At 66.4% G+C, this 26,460-nt stretch carries 22 protein-coding genes; 9 read left to right on the top strand and 13 right to left on the bottom strand.

Annotation, left to right across the window (positions count from 1 at the left end; translation table 11 throughout):
- Position 1: 1 nt before the first annotated feature.
- The 5 genes from C566_RS0116515 to C566_RS0116535 all read right to left on the bottom strand — a co-directional run bounded on the left by C566_RS0116515 (position 2) and on the right by C566_RS0116535 (position 5,389).
- Positions 2–838: a sugar phosphate isomerase/epimerase family protein gene (locus C566_RS0116515; protein WP_018775464.1), complete on the bottom strand. Its 837-nt coding sequence runs from the start codon at positions 836–838 to the stop codon at positions 2–4.
- On the bottom strand, positions 835–1,695 hold the full coding sequence (locus C566_RS0116520; protein WP_018775465.1) for a triose-phosphate isomerase family protein: 861 nt from the start codon (positions 1,693–1,695) through the stop codon (positions 835–837). Before C566_RS0116520 ends, C566_RS0116515 begins: the two co-directional genes overlap by 4 nt.
- The gene (locus tag C566_RS0116525) at positions 1,679–2,149 is read right to left on the bottom strand and encodes a ribose-5-phosphate isomerase (RefSeq protein ID WP_018775466.1); all 471 of its coding nucleotides are present in this window, start codon (positions 2,147–2,149) and stop codon (positions 1,679–1,681) included. Before C566_RS0116525 ends, C566_RS0116520 begins: the two co-directional genes overlap by 17 nt.
- Positions 2,146–3,903, bottom strand: coding sequence for a dihydroxyacetone kinase family protein (locus tag C566_RS0116530; RefSeq protein WP_018775467.1), 1,758 nt, complete (start codon positions 3,901–3,903; stop codon positions 2,146–2,148). The genes C566_RS0116525 and C566_RS0116530 overlap by 4 nt, the downstream gene beginning before the upstream one ends.
- 121 nt (positions 3,904–4,024) lie before the next feature.
- Positions 4,025–5,389: an MFS transporter gene (locus tag C566_RS0116535; protein WP_018775468.1), complete on the bottom strand. Its 1,365-nt coding sequence runs from the start codon at positions 5,387–5,389 to the stop codon at positions 4,025–4,027.
- Positions 5,390–5,602: 213 nt separating this feature from the next.
- Here C566_RS0116535 and C566_RS0116540 point away from each other — a divergent pair, with 213 nt between their 5' ends.
- Positions 5,603–6,361, top strand: coding sequence for a FadR/GntR family transcriptional regulator (locus C566_RS0116540; protein WP_026266776.1), 759 nt, complete (start codon positions 5,603–5,605; stop codon positions 6,359–6,361).
- 126 nt (positions 6,362–6,487) lie between these two features.
- Here C566_RS0116540 and C566_RS0116545 read toward each other — a convergent pair whose 3' ends face one another.
- From C566_RS0116545 to C566_RS0116555, 3 genes are all read right to left on the bottom strand, one after another.
- Positions 6,488–7,258, bottom strand: a complete 771-nt coding sequence (locus tag C566_RS0116545) for a DUF4386 family protein (protein ID WP_018775470.1) — start codon at positions 7,256–7,258, stop codon at positions 6,488–6,490.
- 177 nt (positions 7,259–7,435) lie between these two features.
- Entirely contained in the window at positions 7,436–8,347 is a 912-nt protein-coding gene (locus C566_RS0116550) for an SDR family oxidoreductase (RefSeq protein ID WP_018775471.1), read from the bottom strand.
- A gap of 121 nt (positions 8,348–8,468) precedes the next feature.
- Positions 8,469–9,074, bottom strand: a complete 606-nt coding sequence (locus tag C566_RS0116555) for a J-domain-containing protein (RefSeq protein ID WP_026266777.1) — start codon at positions 9,072–9,074, stop codon at positions 8,469–8,471.
- Positions 9,075–9,319: 245 nt separating this feature from the next.
- On the opposite strand from C566_RS0116555, the gene C566_RS0116560 reads away from it, so the two are divergent.
- Together C566_RS0116560 and C566_RS22170 are read left to right on the top strand one after the other, a co-directional pair.
- Positions 9,320–9,553 carry a hypothetical protein gene (locus C566_RS0116560; RefSeq protein WP_026266778.1) on the top strand — a complete coding sequence of 78 codons (234 nt, stop codon included), beginning with the start codon at positions 9,320–9,322 and terminating at the stop codon, positions 9,551–9,553.
- 337 nt (positions 9,554–9,890) lie between these two features.
- A complete protein-coding gene (locus C566_RS22170; RefSeq protein WP_018775473.1) occupies positions 9,891–11,726 on the top strand; it encodes a glycosyltransferase family 2 protein in 1,836 nt (611 codons plus the stop codon).
- 146 nt (positions 11,727–11,872) lie between these two features.
- Here the strand turns inward: C566_RS22170 and C566_RS0116570 are convergent, their stop codons facing one another.
- From C566_RS0116570 to C566_RS0116590, 4 genes are all read right to left on the bottom strand, one after another.
- Positions 11,873–12,763, bottom strand: a complete 891-nt coding sequence (locus C566_RS0116570) for an NAD(P)-dependent oxidoreductase (protein ID WP_018775474.1) — start codon at positions 12,761–12,763, stop codon at positions 11,873–11,875.
- Positions 12,764–12,781: 18 nt separating this feature from the next.
- Positions 12,782–14,701, bottom strand: a complete 1,920-nt coding sequence (locus C566_RS0116575; protein WP_018775475.1) for a TRAP transporter large permease — start codon at positions 14,699–14,701, stop codon at positions 12,782–12,784.
- 108 nt (positions 14,702–14,809) lie between these two features.
- Positions 14,810–15,838 (bottom strand): DctP family TRAP transporter solute-binding subunit, encoded by a 1,029-nt coding sequence (locus C566_RS0116585; protein ID WP_018775477.1) that lies wholly within the window; start codon positions 15,836–15,838, stop codon positions 14,810–14,812.
- A 98-nt stretch (positions 15,839–15,936) separates the two neighbouring features.
- Positions 15,937–17,289, bottom strand: a complete 1,353-nt coding sequence (locus tag C566_RS0116590) for an NAD(P)H-dependent oxidoreductase (protein ID WP_018775478.1) — start codon at positions 17,287–17,289, stop codon at positions 15,937–15,939.
- A 239-nt stretch (positions 17,290–17,528) separates the two neighbouring features.
- Between C566_RS0116590 and C566_RS0116595 the strand changes: the two genes are divergently transcribed.
- Positions 17,529–18,563, top strand: a complete 1,035-nt coding sequence (locus C566_RS0116595; protein ID WP_018775479.1) for a LacI family DNA-binding transcriptional regulator — start codon at positions 17,529–17,531, stop codon at positions 18,561–18,563.
- Positions 18,564–18,587: 24 nt separating this feature from the next.
- Positions 18,588–18,899, top strand: coding sequence for a putative quinol monooxygenase (locus C566_RS0116600; protein WP_018775480.1), 312 nt, complete (start codon positions 18,588–18,590; stop codon positions 18,897–18,899).
- Between the two features lie 125 nt (positions 18,900–19,024).
- Here C566_RS0116600 and C566_RS0116605 read toward each other — a convergent pair whose 3' ends face one another.
- Positions 19,025–19,942 carry an MBL fold metallo-hydrolase gene (locus tag C566_RS0116605; protein WP_018775481.1) on the bottom strand — a complete coding sequence of 306 codons (918 nt, stop codon included), beginning with the start codon at positions 19,940–19,942 and terminating at the stop codon, positions 19,025–19,027.
- A 329-nt stretch (positions 19,943–20,271) separates the two neighbouring features.
- Between C566_RS0116605 and C566_RS0116610 the strand changes: the two genes are divergently transcribed.
- The 4 genes from C566_RS0116610 to C566_RS0116625 all read left to right on the top strand — a co-directional run bounded on the left by C566_RS0116610 (position 20,272) and on the right by C566_RS0116625 (position 26,383).
- Entirely contained in the window at positions 20,272–21,870 is a 1,599-nt protein-coding gene (locus C566_RS0116610) for a PucR family transcriptional regulator (RefSeq protein ID WP_018775482.1), read from the top strand.
- The gene (locus tag C566_RS0116615) at positions 21,867–22,799 is read left to right on the top strand and encodes a glutaminase (RefSeq protein WP_026266779.1); all 933 of its coding nucleotides are present in this window, start codon (positions 21,867–21,869) and stop codon (positions 22,797–22,799) included. Before C566_RS0116610 ends, C566_RS0116615 begins: the two co-directional genes overlap by 4 nt.
- A gap of 74 nt (positions 22,800–22,873) precedes the next feature.
- Complete coding sequence (locus C566_RS0116620; RefSeq protein ID WP_018775484.1) at positions 22,874–24,388, top strand: amino acid permease; 1,515 nt, start codon at positions 22,874–22,876, stop codon at positions 24,386–24,388.
- Between the two features lie 309 nt (positions 24,389–24,697).
- Positions 24,698–26,383 (top strand): thiamine pyrophosphate-dependent enzyme, encoded by a 1,686-nt coding sequence (locus tag C566_RS0116625; RefSeq protein WP_051082346.1) that lies wholly within the window; start codon positions 24,698–24,700, stop codon positions 26,381–26,383.
- Positions 26,384–26,460: the final 77 nt, after the last annotated feature.

Genomic DNA, 26,460 nt, shown 5'->3' on the forward strand with positions numbered 1-26,460 from the left:
TTCAGTTACTCCTTAGGAAATCGAGGCTTTGCTGGGTCCACTGCTTTTCGAGGCGGATGGTCTCTTCTTCGGAGGCCTGCCACGGCAGCCAGTGCTCGATGATCTGGTTGATGTTTCTTTCTTTGGGCTGCAGCTTCCGGACCATGTAGGCATAGTCCAGGAGGCCTTCGCCGAGGGGAGCGCCGGAATAGGTAAACCCGACCCACCCCTCCTTGCGGCTGAACGCAAAGTCTTTGATGTGCATGTTCAGGACATGCGGCGCGACGGCGTCAATCACCTCGCGCGGGGATTCCAGCGCCGCCACGGTGTTGGCAGGATCGCTGCAGATGCCCAGGTACGGGCTGGCCACCCGGGCGATGACGTCCAGGACGCGGGACGTGGGGACCTGTTCGTAGGTCTCGACGGCGATCTTCACCCCTGCGGCCCGGAATTCGGGCAGGAGACCGGTGAAGATGGCCACGGCCTCGTCGGCGTCCGGAGTGTGGCCCGGAACGTTGAACATGGTCCGCAGCAGCGGCGCGCCCAGGATCCCGGCGATCCGCAGGAACTTCTTCAGATGCTCGGGCCGGATGCCCTTGGTGCCGAGTTCCAGGGAAATCCCCAAGGCATCGGCCGTGGTCCGGACGGCCGCCAGTTCCGCGTCCGTCATTCTCTCCAGCGGCGCGTAGTCGCAGATCTGGAAGAGGTCCACGCCCAGGGCCGCGGTCTCGGCCAGCGCCTCGTGGAGGCTCAGCGGCGCGGAAACCTGGTCCGAGAGCTGCCAGAAGAAGGCGTAGCTGCTGAGCCCGATCCGTGAACGTCCGCCGGTGCTCAGGCCCAGCCCGTTCGTGGAGCTCATGGCCGGCCTCCCGCGGTCAGCAGCAGTCCGAGGCGTGCGGCGGTTTCGTCCAGGATGGCCTTGAGCGCCTGCGGGTCGTGGGCGAAGCGGCCCAGGAACAGCCCGGCGACGGACATGTCCAGCCGGCTGATCAGCCCGGGGCCGGCACTTCCGCCGTAGATGACCCGGCTGTCGGCCTGGCCGGGCAGGGAGCGCAGGTGCGTGTCGAGTCCGGCGATAACGGCGCTGATGTACTCCGGGGTGGCCGGTTCGGGGGCACCGATGGCCCACTGCGGTTCGTATGCCACGATGGTCCGGCCCGCGGGTGCAAGGGACCGCGCCCGGTTGAGGGCGGCGTCGATGTCTGCCGTGCAATGCCGGAGGGCTTCCTCCACGGAGCCGGGCTGCAGTTCCCCGATGCAAAGCACCGGAGTGAGGCCGTTGCGGTAGGCGGCGGCGGTCTTGAGGCCGATTGTCCTGTCATCCTCGCCGAAGATCCGGCGCCGCTCGGCGTGGCCCACTTCGGCGTAGCGGCCGCCGAGTTCGGCGACGGTCCGGCCGGAAACCTCGCCGGTGTAGGCGCCCTCGTCTTCCCAGAAGATGTCCTGCGCGCCGGCCCCGGCCCCGGCCAGGCCGAGGATCCGGGCTGCCTCGGGCAGCGCGGGCAGGGCCGGAAGGACAAACAGCTCGATCTCGCCGCTGTGCACAGCGGGGTGGGCCAGCGCGACGGCGGCGACCTCGCGGCAGTAGTCCAGCGTGCGCTGGTGGCCGAAGTACATTTTCAGGCTGACGCCGATGACGGCCCGCGGCTGCGTTGTGCGCGCGCCGCCGGCGGCTTCGCCTGTACCGCCCGTGGCGGGGTTAGCAGGAAGTGACACCCTCGTAGTCCTTAATCAGTGTGACCTTCTCGGCCGAGGCGGAGGTTTCGTCGAATGTGTAGGTCAGCCATTCCCGGGCCAGCCGGCGGGCCAGTTCCAGGCCGACGACGCGCTGGCCGAAGGTGAGGACCTGGGCGTTGTTGCTCAGGATGGCCCGTTCCACCGAGAAGCTGTCGTGCGCGGTGACGGCCCGGACGCCCGGGACCTTGTTCGCGGCGATGGCCACGCCCAGGCCGGTGCCGCACACCAGCAGGGCGCGGTCGGCCTCGCCGGAGGCGACGAGTTCGGCGGCGGCAATGGCCACGGACGGGTACGGGGTATGGCTGGTGGCGTCAACGCCGACGTCACGGACGGACTCGACGAGCCCGCTGGCTTCCAGGTCTGCCTTCAGAGCTTCCTTGTACTCGAATCCGGCGTCGTCGGCCCCGATGACCAGGCGCAGTTTGGCGCTCATGCGTTCTCCTTGACTGTTTTTCCCTCGACTGTTTCCTCGAGGAGAGTGTTGTGAATTGCTCGGACGATCAGTGCCATGGACACCGCGCCCGCGTCCGGGGTGCCGAGGCTCTTCTCGGCGTGCGGCCGGGCGCGGCCCATGAGGGGCAGGAGCTGGGCGGTGTCTTCTGCGGCCTGCTGCGCAACGGTGGCCGCGGCGCCCCAGGCCTCCGTGAGGGATCCCCCGGCGTCCACGCCGCCGGCGAGGGCGTCGCGGAACGGGACCAGGACGTCCACGAGGGTTTTGTCGCCCGGCGCGGCCTTGCCGAAGTCCATGATGGCGGCCGCGGCGCCGGCGACTCCGGCGGCGACAGCGCCGGCGTCGGGGGCGGTGGCGTTGCCGAGCGTATCCCCGACGGCCCGGAGGGCCATGCCCCACAGCGCGCCGGAAGTGCCGCCGGCTTTGTCGGCCCAGGCGTCGCCGGCGAGGTGGAGGGTGGTGGCTGCGCCGGCACCGCGGGCGACGGCGGCTGCCGCGGCGTCGACGGCGGCGCGGACGCCGCGCTCCATGCCGATGCCGTGGTCACCGTCGCCGGCGACCGCGTCGATCCGGCCCAGTTCCTCGGCGTTAGCGTCCACGACGTCCTTCGCGGCCCCCAGCGCGGCCAGGACCCGGACGGCAGCGGCGCGGGATTCGTCGGAGGCGTCCGGGATGGCCGCCTCGATCTCGGCGAGGTCGGTGAAGTCCGTGGCTTCCAGGGCCGCCGCCGTGACGGCGCCGCGGCGGAAGGCCGGGGCGTCGGCGGGCGCGTGCCAGAGGGTCTCGAGTTCGTCGTCGAGCCAGAAGAGGGTCAGGGAGGTGCCGGCCATGTCGAAACTGGTCACGAGTTCACCCACCTGCGGGTCGACGGCTTCCAGTCCGGCCGCGGCCAGGAGCTGGGCGACGCGGCGGTAGACCACGAACAGTTCCTCGTATTTGACGCTGCCCAGGCCATTGAGGATCGGGACCACGCGGGCGCCTGCCACCTCGACGCCGTCGGGGATTTCGGTGAGGAGCTTGGCGACGAGGAGTTCGGCGAGTTCGTCCGCCGTCGGGATGTCTGTTTCGCCGATGCCCGGTTCGCCGTGGATGCCCATCCCGACGGCCATGCGGCCCTCGGGGACCGAGAAGAGCGGGCGGTCCGCGCCCGGCAGCGTGCAGCCGGTGAAAGCGACGCCGAACGATCGGGTGCGGTGGTTGGCGCGCTCGGCGATCGCAACGGTCTGGTCCATGGTGTGCCCGGCCTCGGCGGCAGCGGCGGCGACCTTGAAGACCGTGAGGTCGCCGGCGATCCCGCGGCGCTTGGCGTGCTCGGCCGGCGGGGCGGAGGAGACGTCGTCGGTGACGGCGATGCTGCGGCAGTCGATGCCTTCGGCGCGGAGCCGGGCCTGGGCCTGGTTGAAGTGCAGGACGTCGCCGGCGTAGTTGCCGTAGCCCAGGAGGACGCCGCCGCCGTTGCTGGCGGCCTTGGCCACGGTGTAGATCTGCTGGGCGGACGGGGACGCGAAGAGGTTGCCCATCGCGGCACCGTGGGCCAGGCCCTGGCCCACGAGTCCGGCGAAGGCGGGGTAGTGTCCGGAGCCGCCGCCGATCACGAGCGCCACACTGCCCGGGGTGCTGTGGGTGTTGCGGACGACGCCGCCGGAGACGCGCCTGACCCAGCGGCTGTGGGAGGCGACGAAGCCTTCGATCATTTCGTCAGCAAAGGCTGCGGGGTCATTGAACAGGCGGGTCATGGGGGTACTCCTGGAAGAAGAAAAAGCTGCTTGGTGGGTGCCCGCCGCGGCCGTGTGGCACGCGGCGGGCACCGGTTTGTTGGGAGCGCGCCGGCAGAGGACTTCGCCGCCGCTGCGTCCGTTAGCGGGCGGCTGCGGACTCCGCGGCCGCTGAGTCCGCAGTTTCAGGGGCGGCCGTGGCGTTGCCGGCGCCGTTGCGGGCCAGCACCATCATGAGGACGGCGGAGAGGAGCATGAAGCCGCCGACGACGAACATGGGGACCGTGTAGCCGCCGGTCCAGTCCTTGAGCCAGCCCGTGACGTAGCCCGCGCTGAAGCCGGCCAGGTTGCCCACGGTGTTGATCAGGGCGATCCCGGCGGCGGCCGCTGCCCCGGTGAGGAACTGGGTGGGGACGGTCCAGAAGTTCGGCAGTGCAGCGAAGATGGACATCGCCGTGAGGGTGATGACGGCGATCGTCGCTGCCGGCGATCCGGCAAAGAGGGCCAGCGGGATGCTCAGGCCGCCGACGAGGGCGGGGACGGCAATGTGCCACGTCTTGACCCCGCGCTTGGTGGCGTCCTTGGACCAGAAGTACAGGGCAAAGGCGGCCGGCAGGTACGGGATGGCCGTGATGAGGCCCTTCTGGAAGACGTCGAACTTGGTGCCGTACAGGCCTTCGAAGCCGGAGATGATGGTTGGCAGGAAGAAACCGAGTGCGTACAAGCCGTAGATGAAGCCGAAGTAGATCAGGGCGAGCATCCAGACGCGGCCGTTGCCGAAGACGGTGCGGACGCTGACGTGCTTGTTGGTGGCGGCGGTTTCGTTCTTTTCCTGCTCCAGCGCGCCGGTCAGCCAGGTCTTCTCTTCAGCGCTCAGCCATTTGGCCTTGGCCGGGGAGTCCGCGAGGTAGAACCAGGCGGCGACACCGATCAGGATTGCGGGGATGGCCACGCCGAAGTACATGACACGCCAGCCTTCAAGGCCAAAGAGGCCGTGCTGCTGGATGAGGAGGGCGGCGAGCGGGGCTCCGATGACCGTGGTCAGCGGCTGGGCCAGGTAGAACAGGGCCAGGATCTTGCTGCGGTGCCGCGACGGGACCCACAGGCTGAGGAAGAGGATGGCGCCGGGGAAGAAGCCGGCCTCGGCGACGCCCAGGATGAAGCGCAAAATATAGAGCTGCTCAACGCTGCCCACCCAGGTGAAGAGCAAGGAGACAATGCCCCAGCTGACCATGATGCGGGCCAGCCAGCGGCGGGCTCCGAACTTGTGCAGGGCGAGGTTGCTGGGGACTTCCAGCAGGATGTAGCCGATGAAGAAGACGCCGGAGGCGAAGCCGAACTGGGCCGCCGAGAGGGCGAGATCGGTGTTCATGCCGTTGGGGCCGGCGAAGGAGATGGCCGTGCGGTCCAGATAGTTGATGAAGAACATGAGAGCGACAAACGGCACCAGCCGCACTGCCACTTTCTTGATTGCAGATCTTTCGACCACTGATTGCGTGGTGTCCACATTGACTCCTTGATGTCGGGATCCCGGCAGCCTCCTGCGCTGGAAGCATGGGGATTGGTCTCATCGCGTAGTTCCGGAAAGCTGGCCAGGCCCAACTAAGCGTGTGATAAAAACCATAAGGCGTCTCACTCAAATTGGTCAACCGGTTGACGTGTTTATTTCAGCGACGGAAGTCTGCATGGCCCGGCGGGTGCGTGTTGTTACGCTTTGAAGGTGTCCGTTAACTCCGCCGCTTCGACGGCAAAAATCAGTGCTGCGCTCGGTTCTATGGAGCAGGGCTCTGTTGTGTCCGAAGTCGCGGAACGCCTCTTGGGCTACTTCACGAGCGGTGAAATTGCCGTGGGAACCCGCCTGCCGGCCGAGCGCCAACTCGCCGCCTCGCTGGGGGTCGGACGCTCCGCCGTCCGCGAGGCCCTCGCGGCGCTGGAGATCCTTGGGATTGTCATTGTCCGGCCGGGTTCCGGAACGTACCTTCGAGACGGCATTTCCGAGCTCCTCCCCCGCACGCTGAGCTGGGGCCTCATGCTGGGCGCCCCGCGCACGCGCGAACTGGTGGAATTGCGCGGCGGGCTCGAGGTGCAGGCCGGCCAGTTGGCGGCGCAGCGGATTACCGACGACGCCCTGGACCGGATGCGCGCCAATCTGGCCACGATGGAGCGCAGCCTCGAGGACCTGGCGACGTTTGTGGAGGCCGACGCGGCGTTCCACCGCGAAATCGCCGCAGCCTCCGGCAACCAGGTCCTGCAGGAACTGCTCCAGAGCATCCGGTCGCTGCTGCGCATCTGGGTTGACCGCGCTCTGACGGACGAAGGGCACGCGGCATCGGCCCTGGCCGAGCACCGGGAGATCTTCCGCGCCCTGGAATCACGCGATGAGGCCGCCGTGACGGCAGCCATGCGCTCCCACATGGACACGGCCTCCCGGCGCCTCCTGGCCGGGTTCGACGCCGACCAGGGCTCCGCCGGAGGCTGAAGCCGGCTAACGCCTCCTCACCCCACGCACGAGTTCGACGCGCGAATTCGCCGGAAGCCTGCGAGCCCGCCGGACTTTTCCGGCGGGCTCGCAGCTTTCCGGCGAATTCGGCCGGTGCGAGGCCCGTCAGCCGCGTCTCCTGTCGCGGTCCGGCACATCCTTTCCGAGCCAGGCGCTCACCAGCAGCCACACGGACCACACCAGAATCAGGACGATTCCCGAGAGCGTGGGAATGGTGTTGGCCGGGGAGAAACCTACGGCCCCGATGATCCAGCCCTGGGCGAGGTAGGCGAGCCCGGAAAGCGCCATGAGATAGCCGATCAGCCGGGAAATGCGGCGGGCACCGACGACCACGGCCCCGGTCAGGATGAGTGCTGCACCCAGCACGAAGCTTTGGTAACTGCGCATCCCCCACTCCAGCCACCGGATGCCCTCGGCCGTCGCAAACCGCGCAGCCCTCTCCGGCTCCGGAGCCGCAAACCAGGCGTCCACGGCGTGCTTCAGTGCGACGCCGTCGACAGCTTGGAGCGCGGCATACAGCGCCAGTGCCGCGACGGCAGCCACAGCGCCGAAGCGGGCTGTCCAGGTCATGGTCCCGTCCGGTCCTTTCAGGACCATCAGCAGGACCAGCAGCCCGGCGATCAGAAGCGCCATGCCGACGAACTGACCGAGGTGGACGGCCGTCCAGATGCTGCTGCCGGCATACTCCGTGAAGGTCGCCGGGTGGTCGTTGGCGCTGGCCGTATCGGCATGGAGCAGCCCGGCGACCACGGACAGCGCGAAGCCGGCAAACGCCAGCGTGGCGGCCAGGCGCAGCGGCGCACGGGCTGATGACGGGCGCCCGGACTCGGCCGAAGCCGCCGGCCGCGGATTATGATCTGTGCCGTACTTCTTCATGGCATCGCCCGTTTCGTGCCGAGGCGCGGGGTGCGCGAACTGCGCGCCTGGTCGCTGGCCCCCTAAGCGCAGGCTACGCCGATTGCGTCCGCGGAGCCACGGACCTTCGATCGGTATATCGCGGCCGCACGTGCGACCCGGCCGGACCGCCCGTTATTCTGGACACCGCCGCACCCATTAGGACTGCGCTCGTCCATGGCCTAGACGCGCAGCGAAGCGCGCGACGGCGTCTTCCGGAGTTGGCGCGGGACCGAAGAGTTCGGCCTGGCGGCTCGTCTTGGCCACGTAACGTCCGGTATCGAACCAGGCCGCCATGGCTCCCATGTCTTTCATGAGCGGGGCGGACTTTCCCGCAACCTTGCCTACAGCCCGGAGCAGTCCCGTGGGAACGGACACGACCCTAATTTTCTTGTTCGCCAGCCGCGACACCAGATCAGCGCCCTCCTGCATGCTGATCGGACGGCTCCAGCCGAGATCGATGCGTTCCCCGTCGGCGATGTCCGCGTCAACGGCCTCCGCGAGATAAGTCGCGACGTCGCTGACCAGAACAAATGTCAGCGGGACGCTTTTGGAGCCGAGCCAGACGATCCGGCCCTTCTCAAACGGGTCACCGCCCATCTGGGCGATCTGATCGAAAAATGCTCCGGGACGCAGGGCGACGAACGGGACACCGAGTTCTTCGAGTTTGTCCTCGGCGAGCTTCTTGTGCCAGAAATGCGGCACATTGGGTGTCTGGTCGCTCGTGAGGATGCTGGTGAGCACGAAGCGCGGCACCCCGGCCTTGCTGGCGGCGATGGCGAGATTGGCGTTGCCACGCGTGTCGATCTCGTGGGCGTTCTTGTTCTTCCCGGTGTACCCGGCCGCCGTCGTGATTACCGCGGCGGTGCCAGACATCGCGGCGACGAGCGAATCGAGGTCGAGCATGTCGCCCCGGGCTATCTCGACGCCCTTGGCCTCGAGTTTGCCCGCGTCCGAGCTCGGGCGGACAAGCGCCCGCACCTTCTTGCCCCGGGAAAGAAGCCGGTCGACGACCTGACCACCGAGCGATCCCGTTGCACCGACCACCAGCACAGGTCCCTGTTCAGACATTGATATCTCCTGGATGTTTTCTCTGCTGCAGCGGCGAAGGGCCGGCCCCGAGTAATGAGCCGAAGGAGTCCGGCGTCGACAATCTGACCGGCGTCGACGATTGGCTTAAGTTCGGCGGCGCCTAACCGGTCCCGTTCCAGAGCCGCCGCCACCAGGGCCGCTTCGGCTCCGGCTCCGGAGGGGCGACGGCGGCCGCGGCAGCCCGGCGGCCCCGCCAGCGGTCCAGTTCGACGTCGACGTCGCGCGTTTTGGTGATCACGGGCGGTCCGCCCTGAAGCTGCCGCCGGGCATCGATGATCCGGGCGTTGAAGTCCTCCACGATCTCGCGGACCTGCTTCTCACTGAACTGGGCATCGAGCCGCGCGTCGAGCCCGGCGTCCTCGGTGCGGAGCAGGATCGCCTTCGGGCCCAGGCCCGAGATGTTCTCCCGCTGGATCAGGCCCTTGACCCACCAGTCTGGGTCGTACGCCTCACCCAGCCCGGGAATGGGTTTGCCGGCGTACTTGAGGTTGTCGAACTTGCCCTGCGCCATGGCGTCCCGGATCAGGTATTCGGCCTTGGCGGCGTCGTCGATCTTGGCGCGCTTTTGCCGGAGCTCTTCCTCAGCGGCGTTGAGCTCGCCGTTCTCCTGGGCGGTGCTGCCCGAGGCCCGCACGGCCCGGAGTTCCGCGGCCCGCTCCACCCTGCGCCGGAACGCGCTGTTGGAACCACTTACTCCGCTGCTCATCAGCCACCACCGTCCTCGCCTGCCGGAATCGCGGATCTGCCTTCCAGTATGGGGAACGGCCGGGCGGCGGCAAAAGGTCCGTCCAGCGGCGAACCGCGACAATTGCAACCCGCCTCCTCGCCGAGACGGGATCCTTACACTCCCGTAACGCGGTGTTAACCCGCCCGTGCGAGGCTGGGGACTTCGGATAAAACTAAGCATCCTTCCCATCCCTTCTGCACAGCAGATCTCGAGGAGTTGCAGCCGTGAACAGCCAAAACCAGAGTGCGTCCGGAAGCCCCCTACAAACCAGCCGCGAGGAAGCGCCAGAGGATCAGAGCAGCACGCACGTCACACATGTCCGCGAAGACGTGGCCATGGCCGGACGGTGCGCCAACGTCCACCTGCCCACCGGGCGAACGTGCACGCTGCCCGCGCGCCACCCCGGCTCGTGCAACTTCGTCGGGCCCGAGGAGACGGAAAACGCCGCCGTCCACTAGAACACAGGGCAGCAGGACGAAGCGCACCCCATACGCAGTTTTGCGCAAGGATTCCGGCGGATCCGGTCACGGGTGCCATGCCGCGGCTACGCTGATCGGACATTGAGCACCGGATCTAGCTGAGGGAGATCACGTGCCTCGAGAGAATCTGCGTGAAGATCTGCATGAGCGCGCCGAGAACGTATCGGTTCAAAGACTGCCGACTGGAAAATCATCCGCTGCGCCGCGGCCCGTACCACTTGACGCCACAGCACTGACCCGTGCCGGTATCGCCGGCTGGGCCGCCCGGCTGGGACCTCCCGGACCGGAAGCACCCCGGTCCCGGCGGCTGGCCCATGTGGGCGGTATCGCGGCCATCGCAGCCCTGGTCATGTACCTGACGTGGCGTGTCCTGTTTACGATGCCGTCGGGAGAATGGAACCTGGCCATCGCCTGGATCCTGGTCACCTTCGAGGCCTTGCCGCTGGCCGGCCTCATCCTGAAGGCGTGGTCCGTGTGGAACATTGACAGCCATCCGCCGGCGCCGGTAACGGAGGCCCCGAACGGCATGCGGGTGGCGGTGCTGATCCCCACCTACAACGAGCCCATCGAGGTCCTGACCCCCACGGTCGCGGCGGCCTGCGAGCTGGCCCCGGCGCACGAGACGTGGGTCCTCGACGACGGCGACCGGCCCTGGGTCGAAGAAATGTGCATCGCCTATGGCGCCCGGTACGTCCGCCGGGCCGTCCACGACCACGCCAAGGCCGGCAACATGAACCACGCCTTGGGCCTGATGGCGGCGGAAAAGGCCGCAGGCGGCCCGGGCATCGACATTATCGCCGTCCTGGACTGCGACCACGTCCCGTTGCCCACGTTCCTTACCGCCACGCTGGGCTGGTTCGATGACCCCGAGATCGCCCTGATCCAGGGCCCGCAGTCGTTCTACAACGGCGGAGCGTTCGACGACGACGGCATCACGGGTGAGCAGGGCACCTTCTTCAACGTCCTCATGGCGTCCCGCAACGTTCCCGGCGCCGGACCGTTCTGGTGCGGGTCGACGTCGTTGTTGCGCCTGAGCGCCCTGGAGGAGGTGGGCGGCGTGGCAACGGAGACCATCACCGAGGACATGCACACCACGCTCAAACTCATCCGGCGCGGCTGGCGGACCGTCTACCACCACCAGACGCTCGCCGTCGGGCTCGCGCCGGCGACGCCGGACCAGTACCTGCTGCAGCGCCGGCGCTGGGGCATGGGTGCCATGCAGATCCTCGTCCACGAGAAGCTGTGGGCGGCGAAGGGCTGGCTGTCATGGCGGAATTACCACGAGTACCTCAACGGCACGCTGTGGTGGCTGGAGGGCATCGCCACGCTGGTGGCCTTTCTGATTCCGGTGGTGATCATGCTGTCCGGGGCGCAGACGTCCACCGCCGGCCCGCTGCTTTTCACCGGGGTCTTCCTGGTCATGTTCACCGTGCGCCTGTGGGGCTCCAAGCAACTGATGCGCAACGAAATCCACTGGCCCACGGCCTTCGCCCTGCGGATCTTCCGCGTCCCGGTTGGCCTCGCGTGCCTTTGGTGGCTCATGTCCCGGAACATCCTGGAGTTCCAGGTGACGCCCAAGGGCGCCGCCGACCTCCGGCTCCGGGGCCGGACGCCGCGCATCCTGATCGTGATGGTTGTCCTTATCACCGCGGTGATTCTGTACGCGGCGGCGGGGCTGGCCGGGCTGGTGCCCTGGCGTACGACGCCCGGTTCCACGGTGGCGTCCGGTGCCTGGCTGGTGCTCGCCGGCGCCGTCCTGGTGCTTGGGACGCGCAGGATCCGGGCCGCCGAATTCGCCACGTCCCGCCGCAACGCCTACCGGATCGAGGTGGCCGCCCCGGTGGAAGCCGAGGGGGTCCGCGGCGAACTGCTGGACATTTCGGTTGGCGGAGCGGCAGTCCGGTTCCCGCACGGAACTCTGCCGGCCTCGGGAGAGGTCATGCTCCGGCTGCCGGGGGCCGCTCCGGTCCGGCTGCAGGTCATCCGGACCACAGAGCAGCCGGATGGAACCCAAATCGCGTCCCTGCGGGCATCCAACGACGACTGGGCCGTCCACCGTGCGCTCTCGTTGTGGATCTTCCACACGCCCGCAGGGGCGCTGCCCGATTTCCCGCCCGGCGTTCCGGCCGCGGCGTCGCTAAGGGGGCGCTGAGGGTTCTGGGACACGGCTGGCCCGGTCTCCGCGCCATCGGCATCCCCGGCATCCGCGGCATCCCGCCGAGTGGGCACTTCATGGCAGTGTTGTTCACCAACATTGCCGCGAAGTGCGCACTCGCGGAGCCGAAGCGGGCGGCCGGATCAGCCGCGGATCCCGAGGTAGATGCCGGTGTGGTCCAGATCGCCGCGGCCAGCGGAGACCATCGCCTGAAACGCCGCCAGGAGGCTGCCGGCCACGGGCAACGTCAGACCGGCCTGCGTTGCGAGTTCGGTAATGAATCCGAGGTCTTTGAGCTGATTCTTGGCAGATCCGCCGCCTTCGAAGTCGGCGTTAATCCACCGACCTCCTTTCTGAGCCAGAACCTCCGAATTGGCGAGCCCGCCGGAAAGCACGGACTGCACTTTTTCAAGATCCAGACCGGCAGAGTTTGCCAAGGCCATAGCCTCCGCCAGGGCCGTCACGGTGGCGGCAACGACGATCTGGTTGCAGGCCTTGACCGTGGACCCGGCACCCGTGTCGCCGAACCACACGACTGTCGAGCCGTACAGCGAGAACAGCGGCTTAACACGTTCCACTGCGCAGTGGGGGCCCCCAACCATGATGCTCAGCCGGCCTTCCTCCGCCCCGATCGTGCCGCCGCTGAGGGGTGCGTCCACGACGGTCAGGCCCCAGTTTCGCAGGCAGTCATCGGCGAACTCGGCGACCGCCACCGGCGACACCGTCCCGTGAATGACGAGGATTGGATGCTCTATGCCGGCGGTCTTCCACCCTGCCAGCAGCCCGTCGTCACCGTGAAGAAGGGCTGCAACCTGGGGAAGGTCCGGCAGCACGGTCAGTACCACTTCGCTGGCCGCCTCTGCTGGGGAGGCGGCCACCCGTCCTCCGGCGATGGCTTCGGCCTTGTGCGCCGTGCGGTTCCAGAGCGTCAGCGGCACGCCCGCGGCGATGATGTTCCGGGCGATCGGGGCTCCCATGGGCCCTGTTCCCAGCAGGGCCACGGAGGCGGGCAGGCTGGCGGATGAAGCGTGCATTGTTGGCTGTCTCCTGGCTTAGAAGGGGATGAGCCCGGCGAGGGCAGGGAGGAAGGTGCTGAACCAGGGAACCGCGGCCAATACGAGGAGTCCGATGAATACGGCCACCAGGTACGGCCAGAAGTGCTTCAGGCTGTTTTCCACGGTTTCGCGGGCGGTGGCGCAGGCTACATAGAACCCGACGCCGGCCGGGGGTGCGAAGGAGCCGATACCCATGGAGATGATGAGCACCATGGCGTATTGCACCGGGTTGACGCCGAAGTCGACGGCGATCGGCAGCAGCAGCGGGGCAAAGATGAGCACCGCGGGGAGGCCCTCGAGGAGCTGGCCCATGATGATGAGCAGGATGATCGTGAACAGCATGAACAGGAGCGGAGAATCGCCGAGTCCGGACATGAGGTCGTGGATCTGCTGCGAGACGCCGGCGAGGGCGAGGGTCTGGGCCAGGGGCGAGGCGGCGGCGATGATGAAGAGGACCATGCCCGCCGTCGTCGTCGTTTCGCGCAGGGTGTCGCCGAGCAGCTTCTTGCTGCCCCGCCGGTAGGCGGCGGCGAGCACGAAGGCGTAGGCCACTGCGACGGAGGAGACCTCTGTCGGCGTCGCGAATCCGCTGAGGATGCCCACCACCATGCCGACCGGCAGCAGGAGGGTGGGCAAGGCGAAGAACGTTGCCGATCCGCGTGCCCGCCAGGTGGCCTTGGGGCTGGCGACCCCACCCTGCTTCCTGGCCCGCAGGAAGACAAGGGCCATGACGACGAGGGCGAGGAACGCCGCCGGAACGAAACCGGCCAGGAACAGCGTGGTGGTCGAGATAGTCGTGATGGACCCGAGGATGAGCAGGACGATGCTAGGCGGGATTGTTTCGCCCATGATGGCTGAGGCCGACAGGACAGCGACCACCTCGCCGCGCGGGTACTTGCGCTCTTCAAGCATGCCGCGCATGGTGGTGCCGACGGCCGCGACGTCGGCGACCTTGGAGCCGGAGATGCCGGAGAAGATGTACATGGTGACCACGACCACCTGCAGCAGACCGCCGCGCAGGTGGCCGATGAGGGCGTCGACGAGCTTGGCCAGGGGCAGGGTGAGGCCTGCAGAGTTCATGACCGTGCCGGCGAGGATGAAGAATGGGATCGCCAGCAGCACGAATCCCTTGGCTCCGGAGGCCATGCCGATCGGGATGGCGCTGACATCGGAAATGCCGCCGAGGTAGAGGTAGATTCCGGATGCGAGGGCCAGGACGAAGGCGATCGGGAGGCCCAGGAAGAGCAGCAGGAACAGGACCGCGAGCACCACGCCGAGGAGGACGTTCGGTGATGCGTAGTAGAACAGCGGCGGTGCCAGCATGACGACGGCGACCATTGCCGCGGCGATCCCGGCCGCGGCCAGGACGGGCCGGCGTTCCTGGCGCCAGAGCTTGATGAGCGCGAACCACGCGATAAGGACCATGCCGCAGGAGAACGGCAGGGATACCCAGAACACGGGCAGCTGCAGGATGGGCGTCTTTTCCTCGATCTGCTGGGCCAGGGTCGGCACGAAGAGGGCGAAGGCCCCTGCGCTCATGACGAAGACGAGCCAGTCGACCAGGGCGGCCAGATAGGGCTTCCACGCTGCGGGCAGGCGCATGATCAGGGCCTGCACCGACATGTGCGCACCCTTGGGGTACGCGATGGCTCCGCCGATAAAGGCAATGGTCAGGAGCGCAATCTCCGACACTTCCTGGGTCCAGAGCACAGAGTCACCGGTGATGAGCCTGACCATGATGTTCAGAAGGATGACGACGAGCTCGGCGAGGATCGCCGCGCCCACGGTCCATTCGAGGACCTTGTCGAGCCAGACGGCACCACTCCAGCCCGGGGGGACGTGACCGTGGTGCAGGATCTCTTCCGCGTCAGACGGAATGACCTCCTCGAGTTGCTCGGGAGCCAAGGTGCGTTTCATGTTCTTCCAGACTGTCGACATTGAGAGCGGGATGTTGGTGGAGGGGAGAGCGGAATATTGGTGGGAGGGCCGGGGCACCGATGGCGCCCCGGCCCGGGCTGTGCAGGGCTAGTTGGACTCTGTGAAAGCGATCGCCTGGTCGAAGAATTCCTTGCCGATCAGCTCGGAGAACTGCGGGTAGAGGCTCTTGGAGGTGGCCTTGAATTCTTCAAGGCCCGAGTCGCTGAGCTCGTTGACCGTCATGCCCTTGGCCGTGAGTTCGTCCAGCTGCTTCTTGGACTGTTCGGCGTCGTAGCCGGTCTTGAACGTCGCTGTTTCGGTCGAGGCGTCGGTGAGGGCCTTCTTCTGATCCTCGGAGAGTGTGCCCCACTTCTTCGATGACAGGGCGAGCACCCATGCGTCATTGATGTGGTTGGTCAGCGAGACATATTTCTGCACCTCGGAGAACTTGTTCGTCCACGGCACCTCGATCGGGTTTTCCTGCCCGTTGATCGTTCCCGTCTGCAAGCCGGTAAAGACCTCGGAGAAAGCCATGGTGGTCGGGCTCGCGCCCAGCTTTCCGAAGAAGTCGGTCCAGAGCGGGTTGCCGGGAACACGGATTTTCAGGCCCTTCAGGTCCGACGGCTTCTCGATGGGGCGCACCGAGTTGGTGATCTCGCGGCCGGTCCGGGTGAGGAAGGACAAGGCGACGGTGTCTTTGGCTGCGAGCTTGTCCTTCAGCAGCTGGCCAGGCTTTCCTGCCAGGAACGCCGCTTCCTCGGTCGTGTCTTTGAAAAGGTAGGGGATGCTGATGCCGTTCATTTCCGGTACCACGGAGGCGTACACGGAAGTCGAGAGGATGAGGGCGTCGAGCGAGCCGCCCTGCAGGCGGGTGACGGCGGCGTTCTGGTCCCCGCTGAAGCTCGTTCCGTTCGGGACCACCGTGACGACGACCGATCCGTTGGAGGTCTTCTTGACCTGGTCGGCGAAATGCTGGGCGGAAACGCCGACGGAGGAGGTGAGCGGATCCGGGATGGACAGCTGGATTTTCGCAGGAGCGCCGGCCCCGCCGGGCGCCCCGGAGGCGCAGCCGGCGAGGAGCGAGGCGGCCAGAGTGCAGGCCAGCACTCCAGTGAGGGCGCGGGTCTTGGATTTCATGTGATGCCTTTCTTCATTGGAAGGAGTCTTGTTCCGGAGGCGTGAACAGGTGAAGTTCATGGCCGCGCCCGGTGTGCTGCGGGGAGCCGCGGGGAGCGTCAGGCGCTGAGGGCGGATTCCGCGACGAGCGCTTCGGTTTCACGACGCAGCTCGAGGGCCTGGGACAGGGAGTCGTCCATGATGACGTCGTCCCAGCCGACGATCTCGCCCTTGGCGACGTCGTTGCGCAGTTCCACGTGGTGGGCCAGCGCCACCGGGAGTGCGCCGGCCGAGACGGAGTGCCTGGCCGAGACGAGCTTGCCCCAGACCGTGTACCCGCCTTCGCCGTCGAGGAACTCACCGGCTTTCAGGTCCTTCTTCGCCGTCGCCACAACGTCGCCGAAGAACCCGACGGGCGAACCCGTTGCGATCCCCCGAAGAACGGCGTTGGCGATGGAGACGTTCAGCTCCAGGCCCACGTAGTGGTACGGGCGGTACAAGGCGGCGTACTGGCCGGTGGGGTCCGGGTGCCACGGGTATTCGTTGAAGCAGCCGGAAACGTAGTCGTTCGTGGCCTTGACGACGACGAAGACACCCTCCTGGGTGTTGTGGGGGATCCACGTGCCGTCGCGGTTGACGCTGGACATGACATCGACGCTGCCTTCGTGGGCAAGGGCTCCCCCGACGTCGGCGGGGCGGCAGATCGTGGCGATTTTCTCGACATCCCCCGGCGTGAAGCTCAGCCCGGCGTCAGAAGGCACCAGTCCGGCGCCGTTGGCGACGGCGGCCATCTCGATGGCGGCCTTGGTGCCGTCGCGGAACGAGGTGTGCATGTTCGGGTTCAGCTGGCCGGAATCGGTGAGTTCCTTGGAGAACTCCCAGTTCTCCCAGACGTTGTCCGGGTTCATTTCGTGATAGTGCTCAAGGTACTTTGCGCCCTTGCCGGCGCAGACAACGTCGAAGCCGCTGGTGCGGGCCCAGTCGACGAGTTCCATGATGAGTGCAGGCTGGTCGCCGTAGGCCATCGAGTAGACAACACCGGCGGCTTCCGCACGCTTGGCCAGGGCGGGGCCTGCCAGGGCGTCGGCCTCGACGGTGACCATGATGATGTGCTTCTTGGTTTCAATGGCGCGCAGCGCGTGCTTCACGCCGACGATGGGGTTGCCCGTTGCTTCAACGATGACGTCGATGTCGACGTCGAAGAGCTCGTCCGCGTTGGCCACGATCGTCGTGGTGCGGTTCCTTAGGGCGGTAGCGATGTCCGGAGCGATCTGGTCCTTGGGCCAACCGACGAGATCGAAGGCTCCTTGTGCGCGCTTGACGTTGATGTCCGCGATGGCGACGACGTGGATGCCGGGGATGTTGTTGGCCTGGGCCAGGTACATGGTGCCGTAGCGGCCGGCACCGATCAGGCCAACCCGGATGGGACGGCCATCCTGTTCGCGGTCGCTGAGGAGTTTGTGAAGATTCACTGGAGTCTCTCTGGTAGGGGTGCGAAGCGAAGAGACGCCCTTCCGCCGCGGCGGATGGAACAACTTCTTTGTCGCTATGTGCTGGAAATTTACCCGAAGTGGAACCGGTTCCACTTTTGTACCACCCGGTGCTAAGCTGTGTCAACGGATCCAAACGAAACGTCCTCCGCCAGCTCATGGCACTCAAATGGAGACGCTGCATACGAACTACTGCCTAGGATTTCCCTCAAGGAGGAGCGGTGAAGAAGGCCCCAACCATTCGCGATGTCGCGGCGGCTGCGGGAGTCTCGGTCTCTGTGGTGTCCCGGGTACTGAACCCGGACTCCGGGCCCGTTGCACCGGCAAAACGGCAGGAAGTCGTCAGGGTCATCGACGAGCTGGGCTACCGGCCCCGGGCGGCCGCCCGCGAGCTAAGCGCTGGCCATGCCCTCACGATCGGGCTCGTGGTCACGGATCTTTCCAACCCGTTCTTCGCGCGCCTGGCCGACCGCATCGTCTGGGAAGCCCGGAGCCACGGTGTGCAGGTTGTCTTGATGACCACACAGGAGGATCCGCATCTGGAAGCGGAATCGCTGGATACGCTGCTGGACCGGTCCGTCAGCGGCGTTATTGCCACCCCCACGGGCGGGAACATCGAGAAATGGGCGCGCCTGCAGGACCTCGGCGTGAATGTTGTATTCGTGGACCGCACCATCGAGGAGCTTGGCGACGCCGACGTCGTCAGCATCGAAAACTTTGACTCCGCGCAGCGCTCAACGGAGTACCTGATAGGCCTCGGCCACACCCGGATCGCACTCGTTACGGGGCCTCTGAGCACGTCCACGGGCCGGGCCAGGATCAGTGGCTACCGGGCTGCGCACGAGAGCGCCTCGCTTCCGGTCGACCCCCTGCTCATCCGCGATGTCCCGTTCCGGGGGGATGCCGGGGGCGATGCCGTAGGTTCCCTGCTTGCCATGCCGCAGCCGCCCACTGCCCTCATCGTCGCCAATACGGCCCAGGTGCAGAGTTCGGTGCGGCGGCTTGTCCAGAAGGGAGTCCGCATCCCGGAAGACCTCTCGGTGATTGTCTTCGATGACAATCCATGGACTGAGCTGATGTCTCCGCCGCTGAGCGTGATCCGCCAGCCGCTGGACATGCTCGCCGTTCATGCAATTGAACTCGTGCTCGGACGAATGCAAGGCAGGCTCCCCGAAGGCCCCCGCCTCATTGAGGTCAAGGCAGATTTCCTGCCCCGCAACAGTTGTGCCCCGCTCGCCCAGACCGCCATCCGCTAACGCCCACATCACAAAGGAAGATCCATGCCCGTCGTCGTCACCGCAACATTCACGCCCAAAGAGGGGTCCTTCGACCACGTGGTCGCGGCCCTGTCCCCGGCCATTGCAGAGGTCCATGAGGAACCCGGCTGCATCCTCTACGCCATTCATGAATCCCCCAACGGGCAGATCCTCATGATCGAGAAGTGGGAATCCGCCGAATTGCTCGACGCCCATGGCGCGGGCGAACCCGTCAAGCGACTGAATGCCGCCCTCGACGGACTGCTGGAGCGACCGGTCGAGGTCATGCGCCACGAGCCCATCCCGGCCGGGACCCCGGGCCAAGGCGCTCTCTAGGAGCCGCCACCCCGGAGTTGTGCGCCGAGTAGGCAGTTCGCGGCAGTGTCCCCCACAAACACTGCCGCGAACTGCCCACTCGCGTCGGCCGGGGAACCGAAACGGCGGTGCAGGCTGCCGCGGCCTCAATCCTCGTCGAGGCAGAGGATGAAGCCGGGAAACACATGCCGGCCGGGGCGTCCGCCCACCTCGTCGATGGCCCGGCGGATCTGCCGGAGCTGCTCGACGGTCATCTGCAGCGGTGGTTCGTAGGGCTGGTAGGTGGTGAAGATCGGATAGTCGACGCCGGGCTGCCGCGACATCTCGATGTGGCAGCCCAGGACATGGGTGACGGGATGGGTATCGCAGAAAGCGATCAGCCGGTCGATGGTGCGGACAAATGCAGACCAGTCCTGGATGTACAGCCGGCCGGGATAGACCGTGTCTCCGGTGAGCAGGAACCCGGTGTGGGGATCGTAGAACGTGACGGCCGCATGGTGGTGCCCCGGGCTGGGCCAGCATGCCAGGACGCGTCCGCCGAGGTCCACGTGTGCTGGCCGAATGCCGCCGTCGCCGCCGTCCGAGTCACCGCCGTCGCCAGAATCGTCACTGAATCCGAAGAATTCCCACGCACTGTCCCGGGCCGCGTCCACCACAACGGTGCCGGGGCGGCCGGCGAACTGGGCGTCGCCCGCGACATGGTCGCCGTGCGGGTGGGTATGCAGGACAAGGAGCCCGTAGCCGTCGCGGGGGTGGGCGGCAAGCCAGGTGTCCACAAGGCCGTCGACAACGCGGCGCAGCGGGAAGAAGTCCGCGGATGCCGTCGCGCCGGTGTCGATGAGGACGGCCCGGGCGTTGCCGAACAGCAGGAACATGAACGGCGCCTCGTAATTGACCGCCATGTTCTGGCGCAGGATAAACGTGTGCTCGTCGTAGGCGTGGACCTGGATATCCTGGTCTGTGTTGTGTTTCGCGGACTCCGATCCGTGGATCCAGGCCACGTCCAGGTCGCCGGACTGCGGGCCGCCTGCGGTGAAGTCGATCAGCTCCGGGGGCGTGTCCATGTGTTCTCCTGTGTGCGTCAGCGCCAGTGGCGGCCGGTGCGGCGGACGTCGGGTTCCGCGATGACGCACCAACACTCCATGATGACCGGTCCCTTTCCGGTCCTCAAACCCCGTCGATTGCTCCGTAGACGCCCTTTTGAGGTGTGATTACGGCACTTACGGAGCAATCGATGGGGTGGTGTGGGTCTGCTGACCTCGCCTTGGTCCGCAGACCTAAAACGGGCCACGTAATTTAGGAGCTTTTCCATACTTTCGATGACGGCAGCTGGATAGGCTGAGGTGTCCGGACAAAGCCGTCCGGGAAGGGTGCCAATGTCAGAAGGAAGCCCATGGCCGCAGCTACGGTGGACGACATCCTCGCGGACCTCCCGCTGGGTTTCGCCAGCCTCATGCTCCGGCCGTCCCGCACGGATGCGGCGATCGAGCGATTTGTGATCGTCGACGCCGACGACGAGACCGCCGACGGGGGGACCGCATTCGTCCTGCTGATCGGCGTTCGCGGACGCTCCGCGTTGCCGGCAGTGCGGCGCCTCCTGAAGAACCCTCCCCTGGTGCTCGCCGTCAAGGGAAGTCGCGGGGAACTGGCGGAAGCCGAAGAGCTGCTGCGAGCCGCCGGAACCGGCCTGCTGCTGGTGGATCCGGCCGCGGACTGGGACCGTCTGCTGTCCATCGCCAAGGACCGGATCCAGCCGCCCAGCTACCAGCGCGAAGTGCTGACCCTTCTCGAAGAAGACCTCTTCGCCATCGCCCAGACCACGGCCCGCCTGACCTCCAGCCACGTGGTGATCGAGGATGCCGCCAACAAGGTCCTGGCGTACTCCACGGTCTCCAATGCCATTGACGAGCTCCGCAAGGCCTCCATCCTGGCCCGGCGCGGTCCGCGCAAATACGAACTCCTGCTCAAGGACCTTGGCGCCTACCGCGAGCTGCACCGGACCCGCCTGCCGGTCCGGGTTGCCGCCCGGCCCCAGGACGGCCTGCGGGAACGCGTCGCCATCACCCTGTTCGCCGGCAACCGCATCATGGGCTACATCTGGCTTCAGGAAACCGGGGCCGGCTTCGGCGACGACGTCGACTACGTCCTCACCGGATCAGCCGCGCGGGCCTCCGCCGAACTGATCCGCTACCGCAACCAGCAGTCCGTGCACATGCGCGAGGACCGGATTGCACGCCTGCTTTCGGGTCCTGCCGAGGCTGCGGCGAGCGCGCACAGCGAGAAGATCCCCGCGGACCGTCCCGCGACCCTGATCCTGCTTGGCCTGTCGGCACGTGAAGCCCAGGAAGACGACGCCGCCCTCAAACATGGGGAACTGGCCAACCTCGCCTCGATCCACGCGGCCGCCTACAAACCGTCAGCCATCGTGGGACAGTTTCACGGCGACACCGCGGTGGTCATTCCCGGGCTCCAATCCGCCAACACCGAGGCCGGGTTGCGGAGCCTGGCCCAGGCAATCGTGAAAGATGCCAACAAGCACCTCGGCATCAGCCCCTTTGCCGCCGTCGGACCCGTTGTCCCCGATCTGCTTTCGATCCATTCCGTGACCGGAATATCCGAAGCGCTGCTGGGGTGTATGCGCCGTTCCGGCGAAGCTCCGGTGGCCACCGTGGACGACTTCGAGGCAGAGATTCTGTTCCACGACGCCGTGGAGAACTTCACGACGGCGGCGTTCCGGCACCGCAGCCTCTGGGCGCTGCTCCGCGATGATGCGGAACTGGCCGAAACCCTGCGTGCATTCTTCGACGCGTCCCTGGACGTGGCCGAGTGCGCCAAGCGGATGCAGCTGCATAAGAACACCGTCTACTACCGGATAAACAAGGTCAGCCGGGTTACCGGGCTGACCTTCAGCAATCCCCGCGATTCATTGGTCGCCCTGCTTCATGTTCAGGAGTGGGCCGGCACGCAGAAGGAGCACCTGGGCAAGAAATGATGACAGCACTCGATTCGCCGCCGCTTGGCCTGGTACTGGATGACATTGTCCGCAGCCACCGGCCCCGGACGGATGCGGGATCAGTTCCCGCAAACATTCCTCACCTGCAGTCCCCGCCGTTCGACCGTTTCGGCATCGCGGTTGCCACGACCTCCGGCGACGTGTTCAGTTCCGGCGACGCCGATCTTCCGTTCTCGATCCAGAGCATCTCCAAGGTCTTCACCCTGGCGATGGCGCTCAGCGCCGACGACTCCGGCGCGTTGTGGTCCAGGGTCCTTCGCGAGCCGTCAGGGACGTCCTTCAACTCGCTCGTCCAGCTTGAAGTCGAGCACGGAATCCCTCGGAACCCCTTCATCAATTCGGGCGCCCTGGTGGTCACCGACCACCTGATGGAAAGATCTCCCGACGCCGCCGCTCAGGTCCTGCGCTTCCTCACCGGCCAGGTGGGTCAACCGGGCCCGTTCATCGACGAGATGGCCGCAAGGAGTGAACTCGCCAGCAGCAGCCGTAACCTGGCCCTTGCCCACTTCCTGAAGGAATTCGGCAACCTGCGGCGGCCCGCACAGGCAGTGGTCGAGAACTACGTCAGACAGTGCTCAATCATGATGACCTGCGTGGAGGTGGCCAAGGCGGGCCTTTTCCTCGCGCAGGATGGTCGCGGAACGCAAGGCGCGGTGATCTCCAGGAGCGAGGCCAAGCGCATCGGCTCCATCATGCTGACCTGCGGCATGTATGACGCAGCCGGCGAGTTTGCCTACCGCGTGGGACTTCCAGGGAAAAGCGGTGTGGGCGGCGGAATCCTGGCCGTCGTCCCCGGCGAGTGCGTCATCTGCGTCTGGAGCCCGCGGCTGGATTCCAAAGGAAATTCCCTGGCAGGCACGGCGGCTCTCGCTGACTTGTCCGACCGGACAGGGTGGTCGATCTTCTGATCTGACGCCTGGCTGTCCCCACAATCTCCCTCCAAAACCCCATTTAGATCTCTGACAGATCGAAAGGAACACCCATGTCCAACAACCCCAATGACGAGGTTGGTTTGTACCAGGCCGATGGAGGCCACGCCCACGCTTCGGATGCCACGATCCACGCGGAGGACTCGGGCTACCACAAGAGCCTGAAGCCCCGGCAGATCCAGATGATCGCGATCGGCGGCGCCATCGGAACCGGCCTGTTCCTGGGCGCCGGCGGCCGGCTCCACGCGGCCGGCCCGTCGCTGGTCATCGCCTACGCCGTCTGCGGCTTCTTCGCGTTTCTCATCCTGCGCGCCCTGGGAGAACTGGTGCTGCACCGGCCCTCGTCCGGATCGTTCGTGTCCTACGCCCGCGAATTCTACGGAGAGAAAGCCGCATTCATCTCCGGCTGGTTCTATTGGATCAACTGGGCCACCACCACCGTCGTGGACATCACCGCCGCGGCCCTCTACATGAACTTCTTCGGCAAGTACATCCCCTGGATGGGGGCCGTACCGCAGTGGGCGTGGGCGCTGATCGCCCTCATTGTGGTTCTCTGCCTCAACCTCGTCTCCGTCAAGGTGTTCGGCGAACTCGAGTTCTGGTTCGCCCTCATCAAAGTCGCAGCCCTTGTCGCGTTCCTGCTGGTCGGCGCCTACTTCGTCATGTTCGGCACCCCCGTGGACGGCCAGGAAGTCGGCTTCAGCCTCATCTCCGACAACGGCGGCATCTTCCCCAACGGCCTGTTGCCCATGATCGTCCTCATGCAGGGCGTGCTGTTCGCCTACGCCTCGATCGAACTGATCGGCACCGCCGCCGGCGAAACCGAAAGCCCCGAAAAGATCATGCCCAAGGCCATCAACTCCGTAGTTTTCCGCATCGCCGTCTTCTACGTCGGCTCGGTCATTCTGCTCTCCCTGCTGCTGCCTTACACCTCGTACGAAAAAGGCGTCAGCCCGTTTGTGACGTTCTTCGGATCCATCGGCATCCAGGGCGTGGACGTCATCATGAACCTCGTGGTCCTCACGGCCGCCCTGTCCTCGCTGAACGCCGGCCTGTACTCCACCGGCCGCATCCTGCGCTCCATGTCGGTGGCCGGATCGGCCCCGAAGTTCGCCCAGCGGATGAACAAGGCCGGCGTCCCCTACGGCGGCATCGCCATCACCGCCGGCGTCTCCCTTCTCGGGGTCCCGCTGAACTACCTCGTCCCCGGCCAGGCATTCGAGATCGTCCTGAACGTCGCCTCCGTAGGCATCGTCGTCACCTGGGCGACCATCGTGCTCTGCCAGATCCAGCTCAAACGGTGGGCCGACAGAGGCTGGCTCGAGCGCCCCTCTTTCCGGATGTTCGGCGCCCCCTACACCGGGTACCTCTCCCTGGTGTTCCTGCTCGGCGTGCTCGTCATGGTCTTCATCGACTCCCCGCTCACGCTGCTGGTGACCCTGGTAGCCTGCGCGCTGATGGTGGGCGGCTGGTACGCCTGCCGGAAACAGATCCACGACATCGCCGAAACCCGCGACGGTTTCACGGGCGCCGCGCCCGTGCTGGCCAACCGGACTCCAATCCACTAATCGAACCTCGCTCATCGAACATTCGGGCGCCGACCCGTCCCCCAACCCGACATACAACCTGAAAGCCTCCATGAAGCCACAAAACCCGCTGAGTCACGGCCGCCCCGGCACTCTGCAGGAGCGCCACCCGCCAGCCGCAAACGAAGGCAACCCGCCGGCGTCGAACGACAGTTGCGAAGACGGCTGCTTCTTCTGTACCGGACCGGAAACCGACTAGCAATCCGCCACCCTCCCGCCGTGCCCGGCGGAACTGCCCCATCCCAACAAGCCAGAAAACCAGTAGTGATGACAATGGAGTCCACAGCAACCATGACCGTAACTGACACGAAGCCCTCCGACGGCGACCTCCTCCACCCGGGCAAGACGCTCAAGTCCGCCGGCCACGTAATTGTTGATTCGCTCGTGGCGCACGGGGTCGAACGCACCTTTGTTGTCCCGGGGGAAAGCTTCCTGGACGTGCTCGACGGGCTGCACGACTCTGAGATCGAGACCGTGGTCTGCCGCCATGAGGGCGGTGCCGCCTACATGGCCGAGGCCGACGGCAAGATGAACCAGCGCCCCGGCGTTGCCATGGTCACCCGCGGCCCCGGGGCGGCGAACGCCCACGTGGGCCTGCACACCGCGTGGCAGGACTCCACCCCGATGCTGCTCTTCGTCGGACTGATTCCGTTCGCGCACCGGGACCGCGAGGCGTTCCAGGAGTTCGACATCAAGGCGTGGTTCGACACGGGCGCCAAGCGCGTGATGGTCCTCGACCACCCCGAGCGGGCCTCCGAAATCGTCGCGGAGGCAATGTTCGCGGCCATGAGCGGCCGTCCCGGCCCCGTGGTGGTCGGCCTGCCGGAGGACATCATCCGGGCACAGATTGATCCGGCCCTGCACCCGGCCATCCCGGTGGCCGCGGGCGGCATGAGCAGCACCGATGCCGGTGCCCTGGCCGAGGCCCTGGCGCAGTCCAAGAAGCCGCTCTTTGTCACCGGCGGCAACGACTGGACCCAGGAAGCGGCCTCGGAGCTGACCGGCTGGCTCGAAAAGCACCACATCCCGGCCGCGGCGGAGTGGCGCACGCAGGGAACCGTCTCCTTCGACTCCCCCAGCTATGTGGGGCCGATCGGCTACGGCCGGCCCCGCCCCACCTACGACCTCCTGGAGGAAACCGACCTGCTCGTTTTTGTCGGGACGGTCCCCGGGGACGTGATCACTGACGGCTTTGTCTGCCGGCAGGACTGGAACAAGAACAACTTCCTCGTCACCATCGATCCCTCGCTGCGCGGCCGCTCCGGTCCGGTCTCCCGCCAGATCCTGGCCAAGCCGGACGCCTTCGTCCGGGATCTGGTCAACATCGACCTGCCCGTCAAGGAGCAGTGGAAGGCGTGGACGGCCCGGATGCGCGCCGAGCAGCGCTCCTTCGCCAGCCTGCCGCCGTCGACCCCCGGCGGGGGGCCCGCGAAGATGGACACCCTGATGGCGAACCTCGTCCCCCTGCTGCCGGAGGATGCCCTGGTGACATTCGGGGCGGGCGAGCACACCAACTGGGCGCACCGCTACTTCCCCACCCGGCGCTACGCCTCGATGATCAGCGCCCGGAACGGTTCCATGGGGTACTCGGTGCCCTCGGCGATCGCCGCCTCGCTGGCCAGCCCCGAGCGCCGGGTGGTCACCATCGCGGGCGACGGGGAATTCCTGATGAACGGCCAGGAGCTCGCCACGGCCGCCCAGTACGGAGCCACGCCGCTGATCATCGTGATGGACAACCAGGAATACGGCACCATCCGCACCCACCAGGAACGCCACTACCCATCCCGGGTATCGGGGACGCAGCTGAAGAACCCCGACTTCGGCATGATGGCCCGGGCGTTCGGCGGTTTCGGCATCACAGTCACCGAGGACCAGGACGTGCCGGCCGCCCTCGAGGCTGCGTTGGCCGCCATCGACCGGGACCGCGTCTTCGCTCTGGTCCACCTCGTCGTCGAACAGCGGGTCAAGGCCTACTAATCCACTCTGCCTAACCTCGTTGCGCTATCAGTCCTGGTCGTCATTCGGCGTTCATAACCGCCAGGACTGATAGCGCA

Origin of the sequence: Arthrobacter sp. 131MFCol6.1 (genome assembly GCF_000374925.1) — a bacterium.
Classification (GTDB): domain Bacteria; phylum Actinomycetota; class Actinomycetes; order Actinomycetales; family Micrococcaceae; genus Arthrobacter.